Source organism: Acidovorax sp. NCPPB 3576, from assembly GCF_028473605.1.
Taxonomy (GTDB): Bacteria; Pseudomonadota; Gammaproteobacteria; order Burkholderiales; family Burkholderiaceae_C; genus Paracidovorax.
Genome location: NZ_CP097267.1, coordinates 4,232,091 through 4,249,183 on the forward strand (window position 1 = coordinate 4,232,091; position 17,093 = coordinate 4,249,183).

At 68.5% G+C, this 17,093-nt stretch carries 17 protein-coding genes; 7 read left to right on the top strand and 10 right to left on the bottom strand.

Going from position 1 to position 17,093, the window contains the following annotated elements; all coding sequences use genetic code 11:
* Window positions 1-26: 26 nt before the first annotated feature.
* The 8 genes from M5C98_RS19350 to M5C98_RS19385 all read right to left on the bottom strand — a co-directional run bounded on the left by M5C98_RS19350 (window position 27) and on the right by M5C98_RS19385 (window position 7,161).
* Window positions 27-1,361 (bottom strand): short-chain fatty acid transporter, encoded by a 1,335-nt coding sequence (locus M5C98_RS19350; protein WP_272549060.1) that lies wholly within the window; start codon window positions 1,359-1,361, stop codon window positions 27-29.
* A gap of 62 nt (window positions 1,362-1,423) precedes the next feature.
* Window positions 1,424-2,149 (bottom strand): SDR family oxidoreductase, encoded by a 726-nt coding sequence (locus M5C98_RS19355; protein ID WP_272549061.1) that lies wholly within the window; start codon window positions 2,147-2,149, stop codon window positions 1,424-1,426.
* A gap of 41 nt (window positions 2,150-2,190) precedes the next feature.
* Window positions 2,191-2,487, bottom strand: a complete 297-nt coding sequence (locus M5C98_RS19360; protein ID WP_272549062.1) for a YciI family protein — start codon at window positions 2,485-2,487, stop codon at window positions 2,191-2,193.
* A gap of 113 nt (window positions 2,488-2,600) precedes the next feature.
* Window positions 2,601-3,668, bottom strand: coding sequence for a cyclase family protein (locus tag M5C98_RS19365; protein WP_272549063.1), 1,068 nt, complete (start codon window positions 3,666-3,668; stop codon window positions 2,601-2,603).
* 29 nt (window positions 3,669-3,697) lie between these two features.
* Window positions 3,698-4,492: a 3-oxoadipate enol-lactonase gene (pcaD, locus tag M5C98_RS19370; protein WP_272549064.1), complete on the bottom strand. Its 795-nt coding sequence runs from the start codon at window positions 4,490-4,492 to the stop codon at window positions 3,698-3,700.
* Window positions 4,493-4,520: 28 nt separating this feature from the next.
* Window positions 4,521-5,723 (bottom strand): 3-oxoadipyl-CoA thiolase, encoded by a 1,203-nt coding sequence (gene pcaF, locus M5C98_RS19375; protein ID WP_272549065.1) that lies wholly within the window; start codon window positions 5,721-5,723, stop codon window positions 4,521-4,523.
* Between the two features lie 53 nt (window positions 5,724-5,776).
* A complete protein-coding gene (locus M5C98_RS19380) occupies window positions 5,777-6,430 on the bottom strand; it encodes a 3-oxoacid CoA-transferase subunit B (RefSeq protein WP_272549066.1) in 654 nt (217 codons plus the stop codon).
* Between the two features lie 29 nt (window positions 6,431-6,459).
* On the bottom strand, window positions 6,460-7,161 hold the full coding sequence (locus M5C98_RS19385; RefSeq protein WP_272549067.1) for a 3-oxoacid CoA-transferase subunit A: 702 nt from the start codon (window positions 7,159-7,161) through the stop codon (window positions 6,460-6,462).
* A 108-nt stretch (window positions 7,162-7,269) separates the two neighbouring features.
* On the opposite strand from M5C98_RS19385, the gene M5C98_RS19390 reads away from it, so the two are divergent.
* From M5C98_RS19390 to M5C98_RS19405, 4 genes are all read left to right on the top strand, one after another.
* Window positions 7,270-8,070, top strand: a complete 801-nt coding sequence (locus M5C98_RS19390) for an IclR family transcriptional regulator domain-containing protein (protein ID WP_272549068.1) — start codon at window positions 7,270-7,272, stop codon at window positions 8,068-8,070.
* A 160-nt stretch (window positions 8,071-8,230) separates the two neighbouring features.
* A complete protein-coding gene (locus M5C98_RS19395) occupies window positions 8,231-10,081 on the top strand; it encodes a methyl-accepting chemotaxis protein (protein ID WP_272549069.1) in 1,851 nt (616 codons plus the stop codon).
* Window positions 10,082-10,203: 122 nt separating this feature from the next.
* Window positions 10,204-10,638 carry a DUF1841 family protein gene (locus M5C98_RS19400; protein ID WP_272549070.1) on the top strand — a complete coding sequence of 145 codons (435 nt, stop codon included), beginning with the start codon at window positions 10,204-10,206 and terminating at the stop codon, window positions 10,636-10,638.
* Window positions 10,639-10,788: 150 nt separating this feature from the next.
* The gene (locus tag M5C98_RS19405) at window positions 10,789-13,308 is read left to right on the top strand and encodes a bifunctional diguanylate cyclase/phosphodiesterase (protein WP_272549071.1); all 2,520 of its coding nucleotides are present in this window, start codon (window positions 10,789-10,791) and stop codon (window positions 13,306-13,308) included.
* 37 nt (window positions 13,309-13,345) lie between these two features.
* Here M5C98_RS19405 and M5C98_RS19410 read toward each other — a convergent pair whose 3' ends face one another.
* A complete protein-coding gene (locus M5C98_RS19410) occupies window positions 13,346-14,404 on the bottom strand; it encodes a hypothetical protein (protein WP_272549072.1) in 1,059 nt (352 codons plus the stop codon).
* A gap of 202 nt (window positions 14,405-14,606) precedes the next feature.
* Window positions 14,607-15,272: a c-type cytochrome gene (locus M5C98_RS19415; RefSeq protein ID WP_272549073.1), complete on the bottom strand. Its 666-nt coding sequence runs from the start codon at window positions 15,270-15,272 to the stop codon at window positions 14,607-14,609.
* Between the two features lie 104 nt (window positions 15,273-15,376).
* Here M5C98_RS19415 and M5C98_RS19420 point away from each other — a divergent pair, with 104 nt between their 5' ends.
* The 3 genes from M5C98_RS19420 to M5C98_RS19430 are packed head-to-tail and all read left to right on the top strand — an operon-like array spanning window position 15,377 to window position 17,083.
* Entirely contained in the window at window positions 15,377-16,231 is an 855-nt protein-coding gene (locus M5C98_RS19420) for an AAA family ATPase (protein ID WP_272549074.1), read from the top strand.
* 10 nt (window positions 16,232-16,241) lie between these two features.
* Window positions 16,242-16,472, top strand: a complete 231-nt coding sequence (locus tag M5C98_RS19425; RefSeq protein ID WP_272549075.1) for a hypothetical protein — start codon at window positions 16,242-16,244, stop codon at window positions 16,470-16,472.
* Between the two features lie 8 nt (window positions 16,473-16,480).
* On the top strand, window positions 16,481-17,083 hold the full coding sequence (locus tag M5C98_RS19430; protein ID WP_272549076.1) for a GNAT family N-acetyltransferase: 603 nt from the start codon (window positions 16,481-16,483) through the stop codon (window positions 17,081-17,083).
* Window positions 17,084-17,093 lie beyond the last annotated feature (10 nt).

The window sequence follows — 17,093 nt, forward strand, 5'->3', positions numbered from 1 at the left end:
AAGGGGAAGGCGCTCTAGAGGTGCGCTCAGAGGTGCGGCCAGATCAGCATCGTGGCGGCGTAGATGGCGCCCACCAGCAGCATGGAAACCACCGTGTAGCCCATGATGTCTTTGAGCTTGAGCTTGGACAGCGCCAGCGCCGGCAGGATCCAGAACGGCTGCACCAGATCGTTCCAGCCGTTGCCCAGCATCACCGACATGGCGGTCTGCGCCTGCGAGGCGCCCAGCGTGGTGGCCGCGTTGATCATGAACGGGCCCTGCAGCACCCAGTGGCCGCCGCCCGAGGGCGCGAAGAAGTTGATGACGAACGAACTCACCAGGCCCCACAGCGGCAGCGTGTCGGCGGTGGAGACGCTCACGAACACGTGCGCGATGGACTCCACCAGGCCCGAGCCGTGCATGATCGCCATGATGCCGGCGTAGAACGGGAACTGCAGGATGATCCCGCCGATGGTCTTCACGCCTTCGTTGACCTTCTCCACATAGGCCATCGGCGTGCCCAGCAGCAGCACCCCGAGGAACAGGATGAAGAAGTTGATCATGTTCAGGTCGAGATTGCCGCCCTGGATGAAGTGCATCGCCACGTACGCCATGCCGCACAGGCCGATCAGCAGGCTCAGCACGCGGCTGTGGTTCAGGCGCCAGGCCAGCGTCTTCTCGTCGCCCATCACACTCTCGGCGCCCGTGGACTTGGCATCGGCCACGGTGGCCGGGTCCAGTTCCACGACCGGCTCACCCTTCTTGGGGTGCATGGTGGCGTTGAGCAGCGGCAGCGCGATGAGCACGGCCAGGCTGGTCAGCAGGATGGGCGCGGAGAAGATCGTCTGCGTGAGCGGGATCAGCCCCATGGTGCTTTCGAACGCGTGGCCCTTGGTGGAGATCAGCACGGGGATGGTCGCCGAGAAGCCCAGGCTGTACATGGTGAAGCCCGTGTACGCCGCCGCGATGATGAGCGGGTAGTGCACGCCCTTGACCTTGAGCGCCAGCTTGCGCGCCATGATTCCCCCGATCACCAGGCCGAAGCCCCAGTTCAGGTAGCTGCCCACGCAGCCCACGATGGTGGCGACGATGATGGCCTGGCGCGGCGTTTGCACGTGCGAGGCGATGCGGTTCAGAAACCGGTCCACGATGGGCGCGGCCGCCAGCACGTAGCCCATCACCAGAATCACCGCCATCTGCGTGGTGAAAGCCAGCAGGCTCCAGAAGCCCTTGCCCCAGTCCTGCACCACGGCGTTGATGGGGCGGTTTTCCACCCCGAAGGCGAGCGCCATGGTCAGCAGCGTGAGCATGATCGCGAAGACGAACGGATCGGGCAGGTAGCGCCGCATCAGTTCGGTGAAGAAGGCGGTGATTTTCGACATGGAAGTTGTCTCTTGCGTGTTGTGATGTTTTGGAGTCGGAACGCGGAAAAAAAGGCCGAGCGCTACACGCCCGCCACGCCCACGGTCATGCCGCCGCAGACATAGAGCACCTGGCCGGTGACGAAGCCGCTGCGCGCATCGAGCAGATAGGACACGGCATGCGCCACGTCGTCGGGCGTGCCCACGCGCTTGACGGGCACCGAGTCGATGATCGCTTTGGTGCGCGGCGCATCGGGCGGGTTGGCGCGGTCGAACAGCTCGGTCCGGATGGGGCCCGGGCCGATGGCGTTGGCCGTCACGCCGTGGCGGCCCAGCTCCAGCGCCCACACGCGCGTCATGCCGATCAGGCCGGCCTTGGTGGCCGAATACGCGGTGCGCAGCTCCTTGCCCAACGCAGCGCGCGAGGACATGTTCACGATGCGCCCGAAGCCCGCCGCCTGCATGCCCGGCAGCAGCGCCTGCATGCACTGCAGCGCGCAGCGCAGGTTCAGCGCCACGGCGAGGTCGAATTGCGCGAGCGTCTGCTCCGCTGCTTCCGCAGGCACCACGATGCCCACGTTGTTGACCAGGCGCGTGATCGGCCCGCCCGCCAGCGCCTCCTGCAAGGCCCGCGCGGTGTCGGCGGTATCGGACAGGTCGGCCTGGATGCCGCCGGGCACATGGGCGATCGCGCGGTCGATGATGACGGGCTCGTAGCCGTCGGCGCGACAGCGCTCGGCCGTCGCCGCGCCGATGCCGGCGCCGCCGCCGGTGATGAGAACGCGCTCGCGTGCAGGTGCAGTGGTCATGGAAGGTCTTTCTTCTTCAGGGAATGCCGGGACGCGCCGGGTCACAGGTAGCTCTGGCCATCGACGTAGGCCTTGCGCCAGCGCGTGAGCGTCACGCGCTCGAACAGGCCAGCGGCGTGGAACGGGTCGGATTCGATGAAGCGCTGCGCCTCTTCGCGCGAATCGAGCGCCACCACGTAGAGACCGCCGCCCAGGTCTTTGCCGTCATCGGCCAGCTTGGCGCCGCAGGCCAGCAGCAAGGCCTTGTGCTGGTCCAGAAACACCAGATGCGCGGCGCGCGTGGCCTGGCGCACATGCTGGTGATCGGGCTTGTCGAAGGTTTCGATGATGAAAGGCACAGCAGTCTCCGTGTGCACGGCGGTCCGGCACATTGCAAACGCCGGTCAACCGGCTTCAGGGGATGAATTTCCGCGCAGTGCGCACTGCGCGGAACGGGGTGACGGTCAGGACTTCAGACGGTGGCGACCGGTGTCACGGGCGAGGCGATGGCCCCGGGCAAATTCAACGGCGGCGCCGTCAGCAGGAATCGCGAGCGGTGGCGCGCGCGCAGCCACGCGGCCAGCGGCGTCAGGTGCCACAGCTCGCCCAGGTGCACGCCCAGCTTGAACAGGCAATGCTCGTGCAGCGGCAGCGCGGCGCAGCAGGCCGGGCCCGCCTTGGCGGGAAAGGCTTCCACGGCATAGTTGTCAGCGGCGATGGCGGCGAGCTGGCTGTCGGTGATCCACTGCAGCAGCTTCCCGTCGCGCCCGTCCAGCACGGCGCAGCTGTCCGCCAGCACGGCCGGATCGGGGTGCCGGCGCATGCCCAGCACCACGTCGGCAAAGCCCGTGTGCAGGCAGACGATGTCGCCCGGCTCCACCGCCACGCGGTCGGCCTCCAGCACGCGCATCAAGGTGTCGTAGCCGACCACCGTGCGGGCATCGCCCAGGTGCGCGCGCAGATCGATCATCACGCCGCGCCCCTGCACGCCCGTGCGGGCCATGCCCTCGATGCCCAGCGCATGCGCGGCCGAGGTGCTGGTGGCCGCGCCCGGCGCGGCGGGCACGCCGGCATCGCGCACATCGCTCGGCCCCACCACATCGCGGCCGGCGGCGTAGCCGTTGTAGTACAGCGCTTCGGGCAGGCCGTCGCCGTTGGCGTCGAACATCGAGCCTGCATGTGCCAGGCCGTCCCACTGCGTCGAATACTGCAGGTGCAGGATGGCCAGGTCGTCCGACAGCACATCGGTGCGGCCCGGCTCCAGTTCGGCCAGCAGGCAATTGAAGTTGACCAGCCCCTTGCGCAACAGCGGCCGCAGCACGGGCGGCTGGCGGTTGGGGTTGAGGGCATTGCCGCCAGGGTAGTCCAGCGGCAGGCTCAGCGCGAAGGCCAGGCCTTCGTGCACTTCGGCCACGCCCTGGCGCACCTTCTCGGGCGTGAGCAGGTTCAGGCGGCCCAGCTGGTCATGGGGGCCGAAGTCGCCCCAGGTGGAGCCGGCGGGCCGGTGCTGCCAGCGGGGGTTGGTGGGCTGCGGGTCCATGCGGTCTCTGTCTCTCTTCGTCCCGCGGCTCAGCGCGCCAGGGACGCGGCCAGTGCGGCGTCGAATTCGGCAGGCGCCTCCAGGTTGGACAGGTGCGAGGCCGGCACTTCGGCCAGCTGCGCACCCGCGATGACGGCCTGCATGGCCTGCGCATCGACCACGGAGGTCACCGGGTCGGCATTGCCGGCGATCAGCAAGGTGGGCACGGAAATGGCACGGATGGCGCTGCGCAGGTCGGCCTGGGCCAGGGCTTCGCAGCAGGCGGCGTAGCCCTCGGGCGCAATGCCGGCGATCCAGCCCTGGGCGCGCTGCACCACGGCGGGCTGCGCGGCCACGAAGGCATCGGTGAACCATCGGCCGGGCGACGATGCGGCCAGCTCGGCCATGGCGGCCGCGCCCCTCTCGCGCACCAGCGCGGCGCGCGATGTCCAGCCCTCGGCCGTGCCGATCTTCGCGGCGCTGTTGGCCACCACCAGATGGTTCAACCGTGTGGGCGCGTTCACGCCCAGCCACAGGCCGGTGAAGCCGCCCATCGAGATGCCGCAGAAGCTGGCGCGCTCGATGGCCAGCGCGTCGAGCAGCGCCAGCACATCGCCGCCCAGCTGGTCGAACGTGTAGGGGCCGGGCGACACCACGCTCGCGCCGTGGCCGCGCGTGTCGTAGCGCAGCACGCGGTGCGTCGTGGCGAAGCGCGCGGCTTGCGCGTCCCACATCTCCAGCGTGGTGCCCAGCGAGTTGGACAGCACCAGCACGGGCGCGCCCTCGGGGCCGTCGATGCGCACGCGGAACGCGCCGGCAGGGGTTTCGATGGTGGAGGTGGACACTGGCTTTCCTTGGATCTTGGCCACCGGGTCAGACGCGTTCGAGAACCACGGCAATGCCCTGCCCCACGCCGATACACATGGTGGCCAGCGCGTAGCGCCCGCCCGTGGCATGCAGGCGGTTCACCGCCGTGGTGGCCAGGCGCGCGCCGCTGGCGCCCAGCGGGTGGCCCAGCGCGATGGCGCCGCCCCAGGCGTTCACGCGCGCGTCGTCGTCCTGCAGGCCCAGTTGGCGCAGCACGGCGATGCCTTGCGCGGCGAAGGCTTCGTTGAGTTCGATCACATCGAGCTGATCGAGCGTGAGGCCCGTCAACTGCAGCACCTTGTGCGTAGCCGGCGCGGGGCCGATGCCCATCACGCGCGGGGCCACGCCGGCCGTGGCCATGCCGACCACGCGGGCCTTCGGCGTGAGGCCGTGCCGGGCGGCGCTCGCCTCATCGGCCAGCAGCAGCGCGCAGGCGCCGTCGTTCACGCCGCTGGCATTGCCGGCCGTCACCGTGCCGCCTTCGCGCACGACGGGCTTGAGCTTGGCGAGCGCTTCCAGGCTGGTCTCGCGCGGGTGCTCGTCCTGGTCCACGGTGATTGCATCGCCCTTCTTCTGCGGCACCTGCACGGGCGTGATCTCGCGCGCCAGATGGCCGGCCTGCTGCGCGGCCACGGCCTTGCGCTGGCTGGCGAGGGCCATGCGGTCCTGCGCCTCGCGCTCGATGCCGTAATCGGCGGCCACGTTCTCGGCCGTCTCGGGCATGGAATCCACACCGTACTGCGCCTTCATGAGCTTGTTGACGAAGCGCCAGCCGATGGTGGTGTCGTACACCGCATTGGCGCGGCTGAAGGCGGTTTCGGCCTTCGGCATCACGAAGGGGGCGCGGCTCATGCTCTCCACGCCGCCGGCGATCATCAGGCCCGCTTCGCCGGACTTGATGGCACGCGCGGCCGTGCCCACGGCGTCCAGGCCCGAGCCGCACAGGCGGTTGATGGTGGCGCCGGGCACGTCGATCGGCAGGCCGGCCAGCAGCGCGGACATGCGGGCGACGTTGCGGTTGTCTTCGCCGGCCTGGTTGGCGCAGCCGTAGAGCACATCCGCCACGGCGGCCCAGTCCACGTTCGGGTTGCGCGCCATCAGCGCCTTGAGGGGGATGGCACCCAGGTCGTCGGTGCGCACGCTGGACAAGGCACCGCCATAGCGGCCGAAGGGCGTGCGGATGGCGTCGCAGATGAAGGCTTGCGTCATGGTCTTTGTCTCCAGGGTGTTGTGTGTCGGGAAAGGCGCTGCGGCGGCCGGGGTCAGGCCTGCGCCGGCCGGATGGGCAGGCCCACGAGGCGTTCGAGTTCGGCATGGTCGAGGCCCGGCACGGCATCGATGAGCACCAGGCCCTCGGGCGTGCAGGCCAGCGTGGCCAGGTCGCTGTAGATGCGCTTGACGCAGCCGATGCCGGTCAGCGGGTAGGTGCACTGCGGCACGACCTTGGACTGGCCCTGCTTGGTGAGCAGGTCCATCATCACCCACGTCTGCTTGGCGCCGATGGCCAGGTCCATGGCGCCGCCCACGGCGGGAATGGCGCCGGGCTCGCCCGTGCTCCAGTTGGCCAGGTCGCCCGTGGCGCTGACCTGGAAGGCGCCCAGCACGCAGATGTCCAGGTGGCCGCCGCGCATCATGGCGAAGCTGTCGGCATGGTGGAAGTACGCACCGCCCGCCAGCAGCGTGACGGGCTGCTTGCCGGCGTTGATGAGGTCGTAGTCCTCGTCGCCCGCGGCCGGAGCCGGGCCCATGCCCAGGATGCCGTTCTCGCTTTGCAGGATGACTTCGCGGCCCGGCGGGATGTGGTTGGCCACCAGCGTGGGCTGGCCGATGCCCAGGTTGACGTAGGCGCCGTCGTGGATATCCTGCGCCACGCGGGCGGCCACTTCGTCTTTGCTTCTTTTTTGATAGCTGCTCACGCTAGTTCCTCTTGCGCTGGGGGCCAATTTCATGCCGACTTCTTGAAGCCACCGGCCTCGGTGGCCACGCGGTCGATCCGCACCACGTGGCTCACGTAGATGCCGGGCGTGACGACAGCCTCGGGGTCGAGCGCGCCCAGCTCCACCACCTCGTGCACCGTGGCCACGGTGCGCCGCGCGGCAGTGGCCATCACCGGGCCGAAGTTCCGGGCGGACATGCGGTAGGTCAGGTTGCCCCAGCGGTCGCCCCGCTCGGCCTTGATCAGCGCCACATCGCCCTGGATGGGGTACTCCAGCACGTACTGCCTGCCGCCGATCTCGCGCGTCTCCTTGCCCTTGGCCAGCTCCGTGCCGTAGCCCGTGGGACAGAAGAAGGCGCCGATGCCGGCCCCGGCCGCCCGCAGGCGCTCGGCCAGGTTGCCCTGGGGCACCAGTTCCAGTTCCAGCTGGCCGGAGCGGTACAGGCCGTCGAACACCTGGCTGTCCACCTGGCGGGGAAAGCTGCAGATGATCTTGCGCACCCGCCCGGCCTTGAGCAGCGCGGCCAGGCCCGTCTCGGCGTTGCCGGCGTTGTTGTTGACCACGGTGAGGTCGCGCGCGCCCTGCTCGATCAGCCCGTCGATCAGTTCGCCGGGAATGCCGGCGGTGCCGAAGCCGCCGATCAGCACGGTGGCGCCATCCTGAATGCCCGACAGGGCCTGGGCCACGGAATCCGCAATCTTGTTGATCATGGGGAAGGGGAAGCCTAAAGGTGAGAATTCGGGTCCCGCCGGAGCGGCTGCGCATTTGTTCGTATGTAGAACAAATGTTCGTATAATGAATTTTAGGACCAAATGCTTATGAGCGATACCCCCGCGGAGACTGGTGATAACCCTAGGCCGGGCGACAGCTATGTGCAGTCGTTCGCCCGCGGGCTGGAGGTGATCCGCTCGTTCAGCGCCACCGCGCCGCAGCAGACCTTGAGCGACGTGGCGGCCCGCACGGGCCTCACGCGCGCCGGGGCGCGGCGCATCCTGCTCACCCTGCAGACGCTGGGGTACGTGGAGAGCGACGGGCGGCTGTTCCGGCTGACCCCGCGCATCCTGGACCTGGGCTTTGCCTACCTCTCGTCCATGCCGATCTGGGATCTGGCCGAGCCGACGATGGAAGCGCTGGTGGACCAGGTGCACGAATCCTGCTCGGCCGCCGTACTGGATGGCAGCGACATCGTCTATGTGCTGCGCGTGCACACCCACAAGATCATGAGCACCAACCTGGGCGTGGGCTCGCGCCTGCCCGCCTTCTGGACGTCGATGGGCCGCGTGCTGCTCGCCGGCCAGCCCGATGCCGACGTGGTCGCCCTGCTGCCGAAGGTGCCGCGCCAGCGGCTCACGCCCCACACCCTGCTGGACGACGACGCCCTGCTCGCCGCCGTGCGCCAGGCCCGCGCGCAGGGCTGGTGCCTGATCAACCAGGAACTGGAAGAGGGCCTGATCTCGGTCGCGGCGCCGCTGCGCAACCGGGCGGGGGAGACGGTGGCGGCGCTCAACATCAGCGGGCAGGCCAACCGGACCAGCGCCGAGATGATGCAGACCGAATTGCTGCCCGCCCTGCTCAAGGCCGCCGAAGCCATTTCGCGCACGCTGGGCACGCGCCGCTGACACGCGGACCGCTGTGGAATTTTTCCCACAGGCGGCCAGCGAAGCCGCCAAAAAAAAGGCAGCGCCCAGAGGCCCCGGCAATTAGTGGTTACGATTAATGACAAATAGGCAGCTTGCTGTTGCCATCCCTCCAATTGGTCATTTCCAGGAAGTTCCTTCCATGAAAAATCTCAAACTGGGCGTGCGCCTGGGCCTCGGCTTCGGCGTGGTGCTCCTGCTCATGGCAATCATCACCGGCATGAGCCTGGTTCGCCTGGCAGAGCAGGACGACGGGTCTCAAAACGTCATCAACGACCTGTATCCCAAAGCCGCGGCCAGCCAGCAACTGGCCTACCTCACCATGGACACGGCCCGCGCCGTGCGCAACCTCATCATCCTGCCCGATGAACAGGCCATGGCGCCCCACAAGGCGTCGCTGGACAGGAACGGCCCTGCGGGTACGGCGATCATCGAAACGCTGGAAAAGCTGGCCGACACCGCGGAAGAGCGCGCCCTCATCCAGGACATCAAGACCCAGCGCGCAGCCTACGTCGCATTCAGCCAGGAGGTGGCCGCACTCGGCTTGCAAAACCAGAAAGACGAAGCGAGGCAGCTTCTGTTCGGCCCCCGATTTGCCTTGCAGGGCACCTATCTGGCCACGCTGAAGAAGATGGTGGACCTTCAAGAAAAGAACATGCAGGAAGGTGGCGCAAAAACCCACGCCGCGTACCTCAGTGCCCGCATGATCGTCTGGGCCGTGGCGCTCATCGCCGCGCTGCTCGGCGCGGTCTGCGCCTTCTTCATCACCCGTTCCGTCACGGCCCCCTTGCAGGACGCCGTGGACGCCGCCGACCGCGTGGCCGACGGCAACCTGAGCGTGCCGATCATTTCCCAATCAAGGGACGAAACCGGTGCCCTGCTGACCGCCCTGCAGCGCATGCAGACCAACCTGGTTCAGACCGTGGGCACCGTGCGCGGCAATGCCGAGAGCGTGGCCACCGCCAGCGCGGAGATCGCCCAGGGCAACAACGACCTGAGCCAGCGCACCGAGCAGCAGGCCTCGGCCCTGGAAGAGACCGCCGCGTCGATGGAAGAACTGGGCAGCACCGTGCGCCAGAACGCCGACAACGCGCGCCAGGCCAACCAGCTCGCGCAGGATGCAAGCGACGTCGCGGTGAAGGGCGGCGAGGTGGTGAACCAGGTGGTGGACACCATGAAGGGCATCAACGACAGCTCGCGCAAGATCTCGGACATCATCTCCGTGATCGACAGCATCGCCTTCCAGACCAACATCCTGGCGCTGAACGCCGCCGTCGAAGCCGCCCGCGCGGGCGAGCAAGGCCGGGGCTTCGCCGTGGTGGCCAGCGAGGTGCGCAGCCTGGCCGGGCGCTCGGCCGATGCGGCCAAGGAAATCAAGAACCTCATCAGCGCCAGCGTGGAGCGCGTGGAGCAAGGCACGGCCCTGGTGGACCAGGCCGGCGCCACCATGCAGGAGGTGGTGGCCTCCATCCGCCGGGTGACCGCCATCGTGGGCGAGATCAGCGCGGCCAGCCGCGAGCAAAGCGATGGCGTCGCGCAGGTCGGCGAAGCCGTGGTGCAGATGGACCAGGCCACCCAGCAGAACGCCGCGCTGGTCGAACAAAGCGCTGCCGCCGCCTCGGGCCTGCGGGTGCAGGCCGACCAGCTGGTTCAGGCCGTGGCCGTGTTCAAGCTGGCCCCCGGCAGCGACGTAGCCGCACCGCGCCCCGCGGTGATGGCATCGTCCGCCTCCGCCCCCCTGTCCACGCCGGCTCGCCAAACCGCCGCCCTTCCCCCACGGGCTGCCGCAGCGCCCCGGACAGCGGCCAAGCCCGCACCCACCCGCCTGTCGGCCCCCGCCGGCAAAGCGCCAGCAGACAAAGCCCCCGCGGCGCCCCGGGCACCAGCCCAGAAGCCGCGATCCATCCCTGCGCCTGTCACCGCCACGGCCTCCGCCACGGCGGCACCGGCAGCGGGCGGCAAGCACAACGCCGATGACTGGGAGACCTTCTGACGGTTTGGGGCGGGCTGCGCCGGCCGTGCGCGGCGCACCGGCGCTCCGCATGCTGGAAAGCACGCGTTCCGCCCGTGCAACCCCTGCTTAAAACCCGCTTTGCCCGTGCTACGCTGGCTGACATGTTCAATCCGTCCCAAGCCGATGTGCGGCGTTTTTTCTGCGCCGTGTACGCCAAATCCCAGGCCGGCCAGCCCATGGAAGCCATCGAGACCCTCGCGAGCCTGTGGATCGCGGAGCACCCCGAGTACCACGCCGATCTGGTCGATGTGGATGCGGCCCTGGCCCGCAACTACGACGAGACACCGGACCGAACCAACCCCTTCCTGCATCTGTCCATGCACCTGTCGATCAGCGAGCAGTGCAGCATCGACCAGCCGCGGGGCATCCGCCAGGCCGTCGAACTGCTGGCCGCGCGCAAGGATTCGCTGCTCGATGCACACCACGCCGCCATGGAATGCCTGGGGCAGATGCTGTGGGAAAGCCAGCGCTCCGGCCGCCCGCCCGATGGCGATGCCTATGTCGCCTGCGTGCAGCGGCGCGCTACCCAGGATTGAGGGCTCCCCGCCCGCTGCACGCCATGTCCGCAAGCTCCACGGCTGACCGCAAGGCACCTGCGCCTGCCAGTACGGCATGCGGGGCCGGGCCGCACACCGCCCGGCGCCCGCGGACCCGCGGCGCTTTACCACCCGGCCAAGGGGCCTGACATGCGCCGGTGGCAGATTTCGCTGCGCACCGCCATTGCCATTCCGTTCGCCGTGCTGTTCGCGGCCACCGTGGCGCTGCACGCCTTCACCCAGCAGCGGCAGATCGGCCATCTGATCGACCAGGAAAGCGTGCGGCTGCTGGATGCCGTGACGATCACCGCCCGGGACCGGCTGTCGCGCTTTCTTTCGCGGCCCTTCGAAATCCAGCGCGACATCGCCGACGCGATCGGCCGCCACGGCCTCTACCAGCCGGGCGACATGCGGCGCATCCACGAACACCTGCGCGCCGTGTTCGACGCCCTGTACCGCGATGAGCGCCAGATCAGCCTGCTGGGTTTCGGCAGCCGCGACGGCGAATACGCCGGCATGCGCCGCGAGGCGGATGGCTTTCGGCTCATCCTGAAGGACCGCTCCACCGAAGGGCTCATGCACGTGTACCAGAGCGGCACGCCCGACGCAGTGTCGGCCTCGTTCCGCGGCTACGACCCGCGCGTTCGCCCCTGGTACGCCCCCGTGGCGCAGTCCGGCCGCTCCGGCTGGTCGCCGATCTACACCACCGCCGGGGAGCGTGCCGATGTGACCATTTCCGCCGCCTCCGCCGTGATCGCCGGCGGCCAGATGGTGGGCGTGATGGAGGCCGACGTGCGCCTGGACACGCTCAACCAGTTCCTGCGCGAGGACCCTTTGCGCGGGCAAGGCCACATCTTCATCCTGGACACCGACCAGCGGCTGGTGGCGCAGTCCGAGGGCGGCTCGGTGCTGTCGGAGCAGCCTGCTGCGCGCGGGGGAGAGCGCGAGCGGCTCACCGCCGGACTGAGCGCCAGCGCGCCGATCCGCGCCGCCGCTGCCGCCCTGCCCCGCACCCGATCCGACGGGGGCATCGATTTCCAGTTCGCGCACAACGGCGAACGCTATTTCGCCCGCGTCACCCCGTTCACCCAGCAGCCTGGCATCGACTGGCGCATCGTCGTGCTGCTGCCCGAATCCGACCTGCTGGGCGACACGCGCGTGATCAGCCGCCGGTCCATCTTCGCTGCGGCCGCCATCGCACTGCTCGGGCTGCTGCTGGGGCTGTGGGCGGTGCAGCGCGTGGCGCGCCCCATATTGCTCACAGCCGACGCCGCCAACCGCCTGTCGCGTGGCGACTGGGAGCCGGGCCTGCTGCCCCACACCAGCGCCCTGCGCGAGACCACCACCCTCATCCAGGCCTTCAACCAGATGGCCGACCGCCTGCGCCAGTCGTTCCAGCAGATGCGCGAGCAGTTGCTGAGCGACCCGCTCACCCGCCTGCTGACCCGGCGCGGCCTGCTGGAGAAAGCCGACTGGAAACCCCAGCGCTGGGCCGTGCTCAGCCTGGTGGGGCTGGATGCCTTTCGCGCCATCAACGACAGCGTGGGCTTCGGCACCGGCGATCGGCTGATGCAGGCCATCGCCGAACGGATGCGCCAGCACCTGCCTGCCACCGTGCTCATGGCGCGGCTGGGTGGCGACGAATTCGCGCTGCTGCACCTGGACGGCCAGGCCGTGGCGGAAGACACCATCGGCAAGGCGGTGCTGGGCCTGTTCTCCACACCGTTCTCCGTCGGGGCGGACGAGGTCATGCTCAATGCCTCGGTCGGGGTCGTCGCCGGTTCCCTGGCAGGCGAGCATCTGGCGGAATGGCTGCGCAACGGCAGCATCGCGCTGGGCGAGGCCAAGCGCCGCGGCCGCAACCAGTGCGTGGTGTTCGAGCCCGGCATGGTCGAGCAGTCGATGGAGCGCACGCGCCTGGCCATCGAACTGCGCCAGGCGCTGGAGAAAAGCCAGTTCATCGTGCACTACCAGCCCGTGATCGACCTGGCCAGCGGCCGGGTCACGGGTGCGGAGGCGCTGGTGCGGTGGAGCAGCCCCACGCGCGGGCTGGTGCCGCCCGGCACGTTCATCCCCATCGCCGAAGAATCCGACCTCATCCTGGCGCTGGGCGACTGGGTGCTGCGCGCCGCCACCCAGGCCATTGCAGTCCAGCTGCCCCGCCTGCCGGAGCGCTTCGACCTCCATGTGAACGTGTCGGCGCGGCAGCTCATCCAGTCGGACTTTCCCGCCACGCTGCAGCAGGTACTGCGCGACAGCGGGCTGCCCCCGGACCACCTCACGCTGGAGCTGACCGAATCGGTGCTGATCGAAGACGACGGCGTGACGCAGGCACGCCTGGCCGCCATCCGCGCGCTGGGCGTGAAGGTCGCCATCGACGATTTCGGCACCGGCTATTCCTCGCTGGCCTACCTGAGCCGGCTGCCCTTCGACTGCCTCAAGATCGACCAGCGCTTCGTGCGCAACCTGCTGCATTCGCCCCAGGACGCGGCCATCGTGACCGCCGTGCTCAACATCGCCCAGGGGTTCGGCGTGGCCGTGGTGGCCGAAGGCGTGGAAACCGAAGGCGAGGCCCGGCAACTGCGCGCCATGGGCTGCGCCCAGGCGCAGGGCTACTACTTCGGCAGGCCGGCACCGCTGGAAAGCATGGCCCTGTCCCCGCGGGAGTGAGGGCCCCGCACGGCCCAGGACGGGCGTGCAGCGGCGGCTATGCGCCCGCGCCGGCGAGTCGCGCCAGGGAAACGAGGCCCGCGCTGGACACCCGCAGTTCGACCTGCGCGTTCGCCGCGTTCTCGGAGCCGACCGGCAAGATCATCGTCGCCCCGTCCTGGCCCAGCCGCGCCGACCGCGGGGCATGCGCGGCCAGCAAGGCCATGGCCTGCTGAAGGGCCGCGTCGACGAGCCGCGCGGCTGACGCGCCGGTCTCGCCCTGGTAACGGGTGCCCTCGACGATGCACCGGACACCCTCGGACAAGCTCGAAAAGCCGATGCGCCTGCCCATCATCAGCCAGTTGTTCACGGCCATCCGCACTTCCTCCGCAGACGTTGGCACCACCGCCAGGCTCGGTCCGTCCAGCGCACCCAAAAGCACAGGCAGCAAGGCCTGCAGCGCCGCTTGCGCCGCCCCGCTGCGCTGCTCCGCGGACGCCTGCGCAAGGCCGGGCAGATGGGCCGCCAAATGCAGGTAAACGCGGTAGTAGTCGGCAAACTCGCGGGGCGTGCGCGCCTGGCCCACACCGAATGTCGCGGCCTCTGCCTGCAGCGGCTGCAAGGGCGCGGGCCCGCCAAAGGATCCGCCCGGCAATTCGCACAGCGCCGCCCAGTCCATGAATTCGATGCACTGGAACACCGGGGCCCCCTCCACGCCCAGCGAGGCCAGGAACGCCCGCGCGTTGCGCAGGTCCGCGGCGGTCAGCAGCCGATGCTCGCGCAAGACGTGCTGGACCTGCGCGCCCACCACAGGGCTGGCATCGCCGGCTTCGGCGAGCGCCAGGGTGCGAAGGTCGCCCAACCCCAGCGTCATCAGCTTGACGGGGCTGACCGACAGCCCCAGGCCGGGCAACAGCGCCAGGGGAGACCCGTGCAGGCCTTTCTGCGTGCCCTCCAGCAGGGTGGCCTCATCGGGGAAGTGGTAATGGGTCCCGAGCGAGGCGATCGCCCAGTTCAGCCATTGCGGCCCGCCGTCCACGAAGGCCAGGGCCAGCCGCCCCAACTCCGACAAGGCAGAGGAATTCTGAATGGGACGACCGGCGACGGAAATGCTCATGCGTTGGCCTCATGGAGGTGCGTTGATGGGATGGAACGAAAGACAGGGCACCACCAAAATATAACGCCCATCCCGGCCCGTCCGCGCTCGGGCATGCCCGGCCTCGGGCATGGGATCTCCGCGCTGTTTCAGCCAAAAGAAAACCCGCCAGAAGGCGGGTTCGGGGGGAGTCGCTGCAGGGTGATGCCCCGGTGCGCCACGGTCAGCGAAAACGCGACTGCGGCACCACCTGCAGTTCGCCGTCGAGCGAACCGATGTAGCCCGCCAGCGCCTTCAACTCGGCATTCGTGAACTGCTTGGCAATGCCCGCCATGACGGCGTTGGAGCGGCCCAGGTGCGCGTTGTTCGGGTCGGCCTTGTAGGACTTGAGCGCCACGAACAGGTAGTCCGCATGCTGGCCTGAAATCTTGGGATACGAAGGATCGATGGGCTTGGCGAAGTTCTCGCCGTGGCAGGACACGCACGCGCCCTTTTGCAGCAGCTGCGCCACCTGCACGCTCGGCTCGCGCGTGGGCTTTGCCGGCAGGTTGGCGCCCTCGCGCACCTGGGCCGCGTAGTACGCGGACACATCGGCGATGTCCTGGTCGGTGAGCGAGTCGGCAATGCCACGCATGGTCGGGTGCTTGCGCTCGCCCTTCTTGTAGGCGTTCAGGGCCGCAGCGATGTAACGCTCGCCCTGCCCCGAAATCATGGGCACCTTGTGCACTTCGGGAAAGCTGGCCTGGTAGCCCGGAATGCCGTGGCAGCCGATGCACATGGCGATCTTGCCCTGGCCCGCCTTGGCATCGCCCTTGGTCTCCTGGGCCTGCGAAACCGCGGTCACGCAAGCGACAGCCAGGGCGAATATCGTGGTCAACTTCTTGTTCATTTTGCGCGCACAATCTCGTGGAAGTTTGTCGGTGCTCGGGCAGAAAACGATTATAGCCAGCGCCTTTCCAGGCCTTTTATCAACGATTACCCTATTTACGGCCCATGAAATTCCAAGGCTCACAGAGTTACGTTGCCACCCAGGACCTGATGCTCGCGGTGAATGCGGCCATCACCTTGCAGCGCCCGCTGCTCGTCAAGGGCGAGCCCGGCACCGGCAAGACCATGCTGGCCGAAGAGGTCTCGCGCGAGCTGGGCTTGCCGCTCCTGCAGTGGCACATCAAGTCCACCACCAAGGCGCAGCAGGGTCTGTATGAATACGACGCCGTGAGCCGCCTGCGCGACAGCCAGCTGGGCGACGCCGACAGCAGCGAGCGCGTGAAGGACATCCGCAACTACATCGTGCAGGGCGTGCTGTGGCAGGCCTTCACCGCCGACCAGCCCGTGGCGCTGCTGATCGACGAGATCGACAAGGCCGACATCGAATTCCCGAACGACCTACTGCGCGAGATCGACCGCATGGAGTTCTACTGCTACGAGACGCGCGAACTGATCCGCGCCAAGCACCGGCCGCTGGTCTTCATCACGTCCAACAACGAAAAGGAATTGCCCGACGCGTTCCTGCGCCGCTGCTTCTTCCACTACATCAAGTTCCCCGAGGCCGAGACGATGCGCAAGATCGTCGATGTGCACTTTCCCAAGCTCAAGAGCGAACTGCTCGCCGTGGCGATGAAGACGTTCTACGACGTGCGCGGCCTGCCGGGCCTCAAGAAAAAGCCGTCCACCAGCGAACTCATCGACTGGCTCAAGCTGCTCGTGGCCGAAGACATTCCGCTCGAAGCCCTGCAAAGCGCCGACCACAAGGTGGCCGTGCCGCCGCTGGTGGGCGCCCTGCTCAAGAACGAACAGGACGTGGGCCTGTTCGAGAAGCTGGTCTTCATGAACCAGCGCAACCGATGAAGGGCCCGCGATGAGCAGTGCACGCCGCCTGCTGATGGAAGGCCTGTCCGATGCCGTGGGCTTCGTGGGCGGCGCGCTCGCGGGCTACTGGATCGGGCGCCTGCTGGGCTTCGACATCTTCACCTCGGGCTACGGCCCGTCCAGCCTGGCGGGCATCGCGCTCGTCGGCCTGGGCGGCGGCTTCGGCCTGCAGGCGGCACGGCGCTGGCGCGCCAGCCGCGCGCCCCGCGACAAGGAGTGATTCTTTCCATGGCTTTCGTCGAACCCGTCACCCTGCGCGATCGCGGCATCCGCCTGGAGCCGCTCGCGCTGTCGCATGAAGAGGGCTTGCGCGCCGCGGCCGCCGATGGTGCGCTGTGGACGCTGCGAATCACCTCCGTGCCCGAGCCGCAGGACGTGCGCGCCTACATCGAGACCGCCCTGGCCGGCCGCGAGCAAGGCCACCGTTTCGCCTTCGCCGTGGTGCAGGAAGACACCGGCAAAGTGCTGGGCACCAGCAGCTACCACGACATCGTGCCGGCCGTGAAGCGCGTGGAGATCGGCTTCACCTGGTACGCCAGGAGCGTGCAACGCACGCACGTCAACACCACGTGCAAGCTGCTGCTGCTGGGCCATGCCTTCGACACGCTGGGCTGCCACGTGGTGGGCTGGCGCACCGACAACTACAACTTCGCCTCGCAGCGCGCCATCGAGCGCCTGGGCGCCAAGAAGGACGGTGTGCTGCGCGGCCACGCGCTGCGCCGCGACGGCACCATCCGCGACACGGTGATGTACAGCATGCGCTCGGGCGAATGGCCGGAAGCCCGCGCCCAGTTGCTATATCTTTTGCAGCAGCACGCCCTAGTGGAATAAGCGCCAGAGG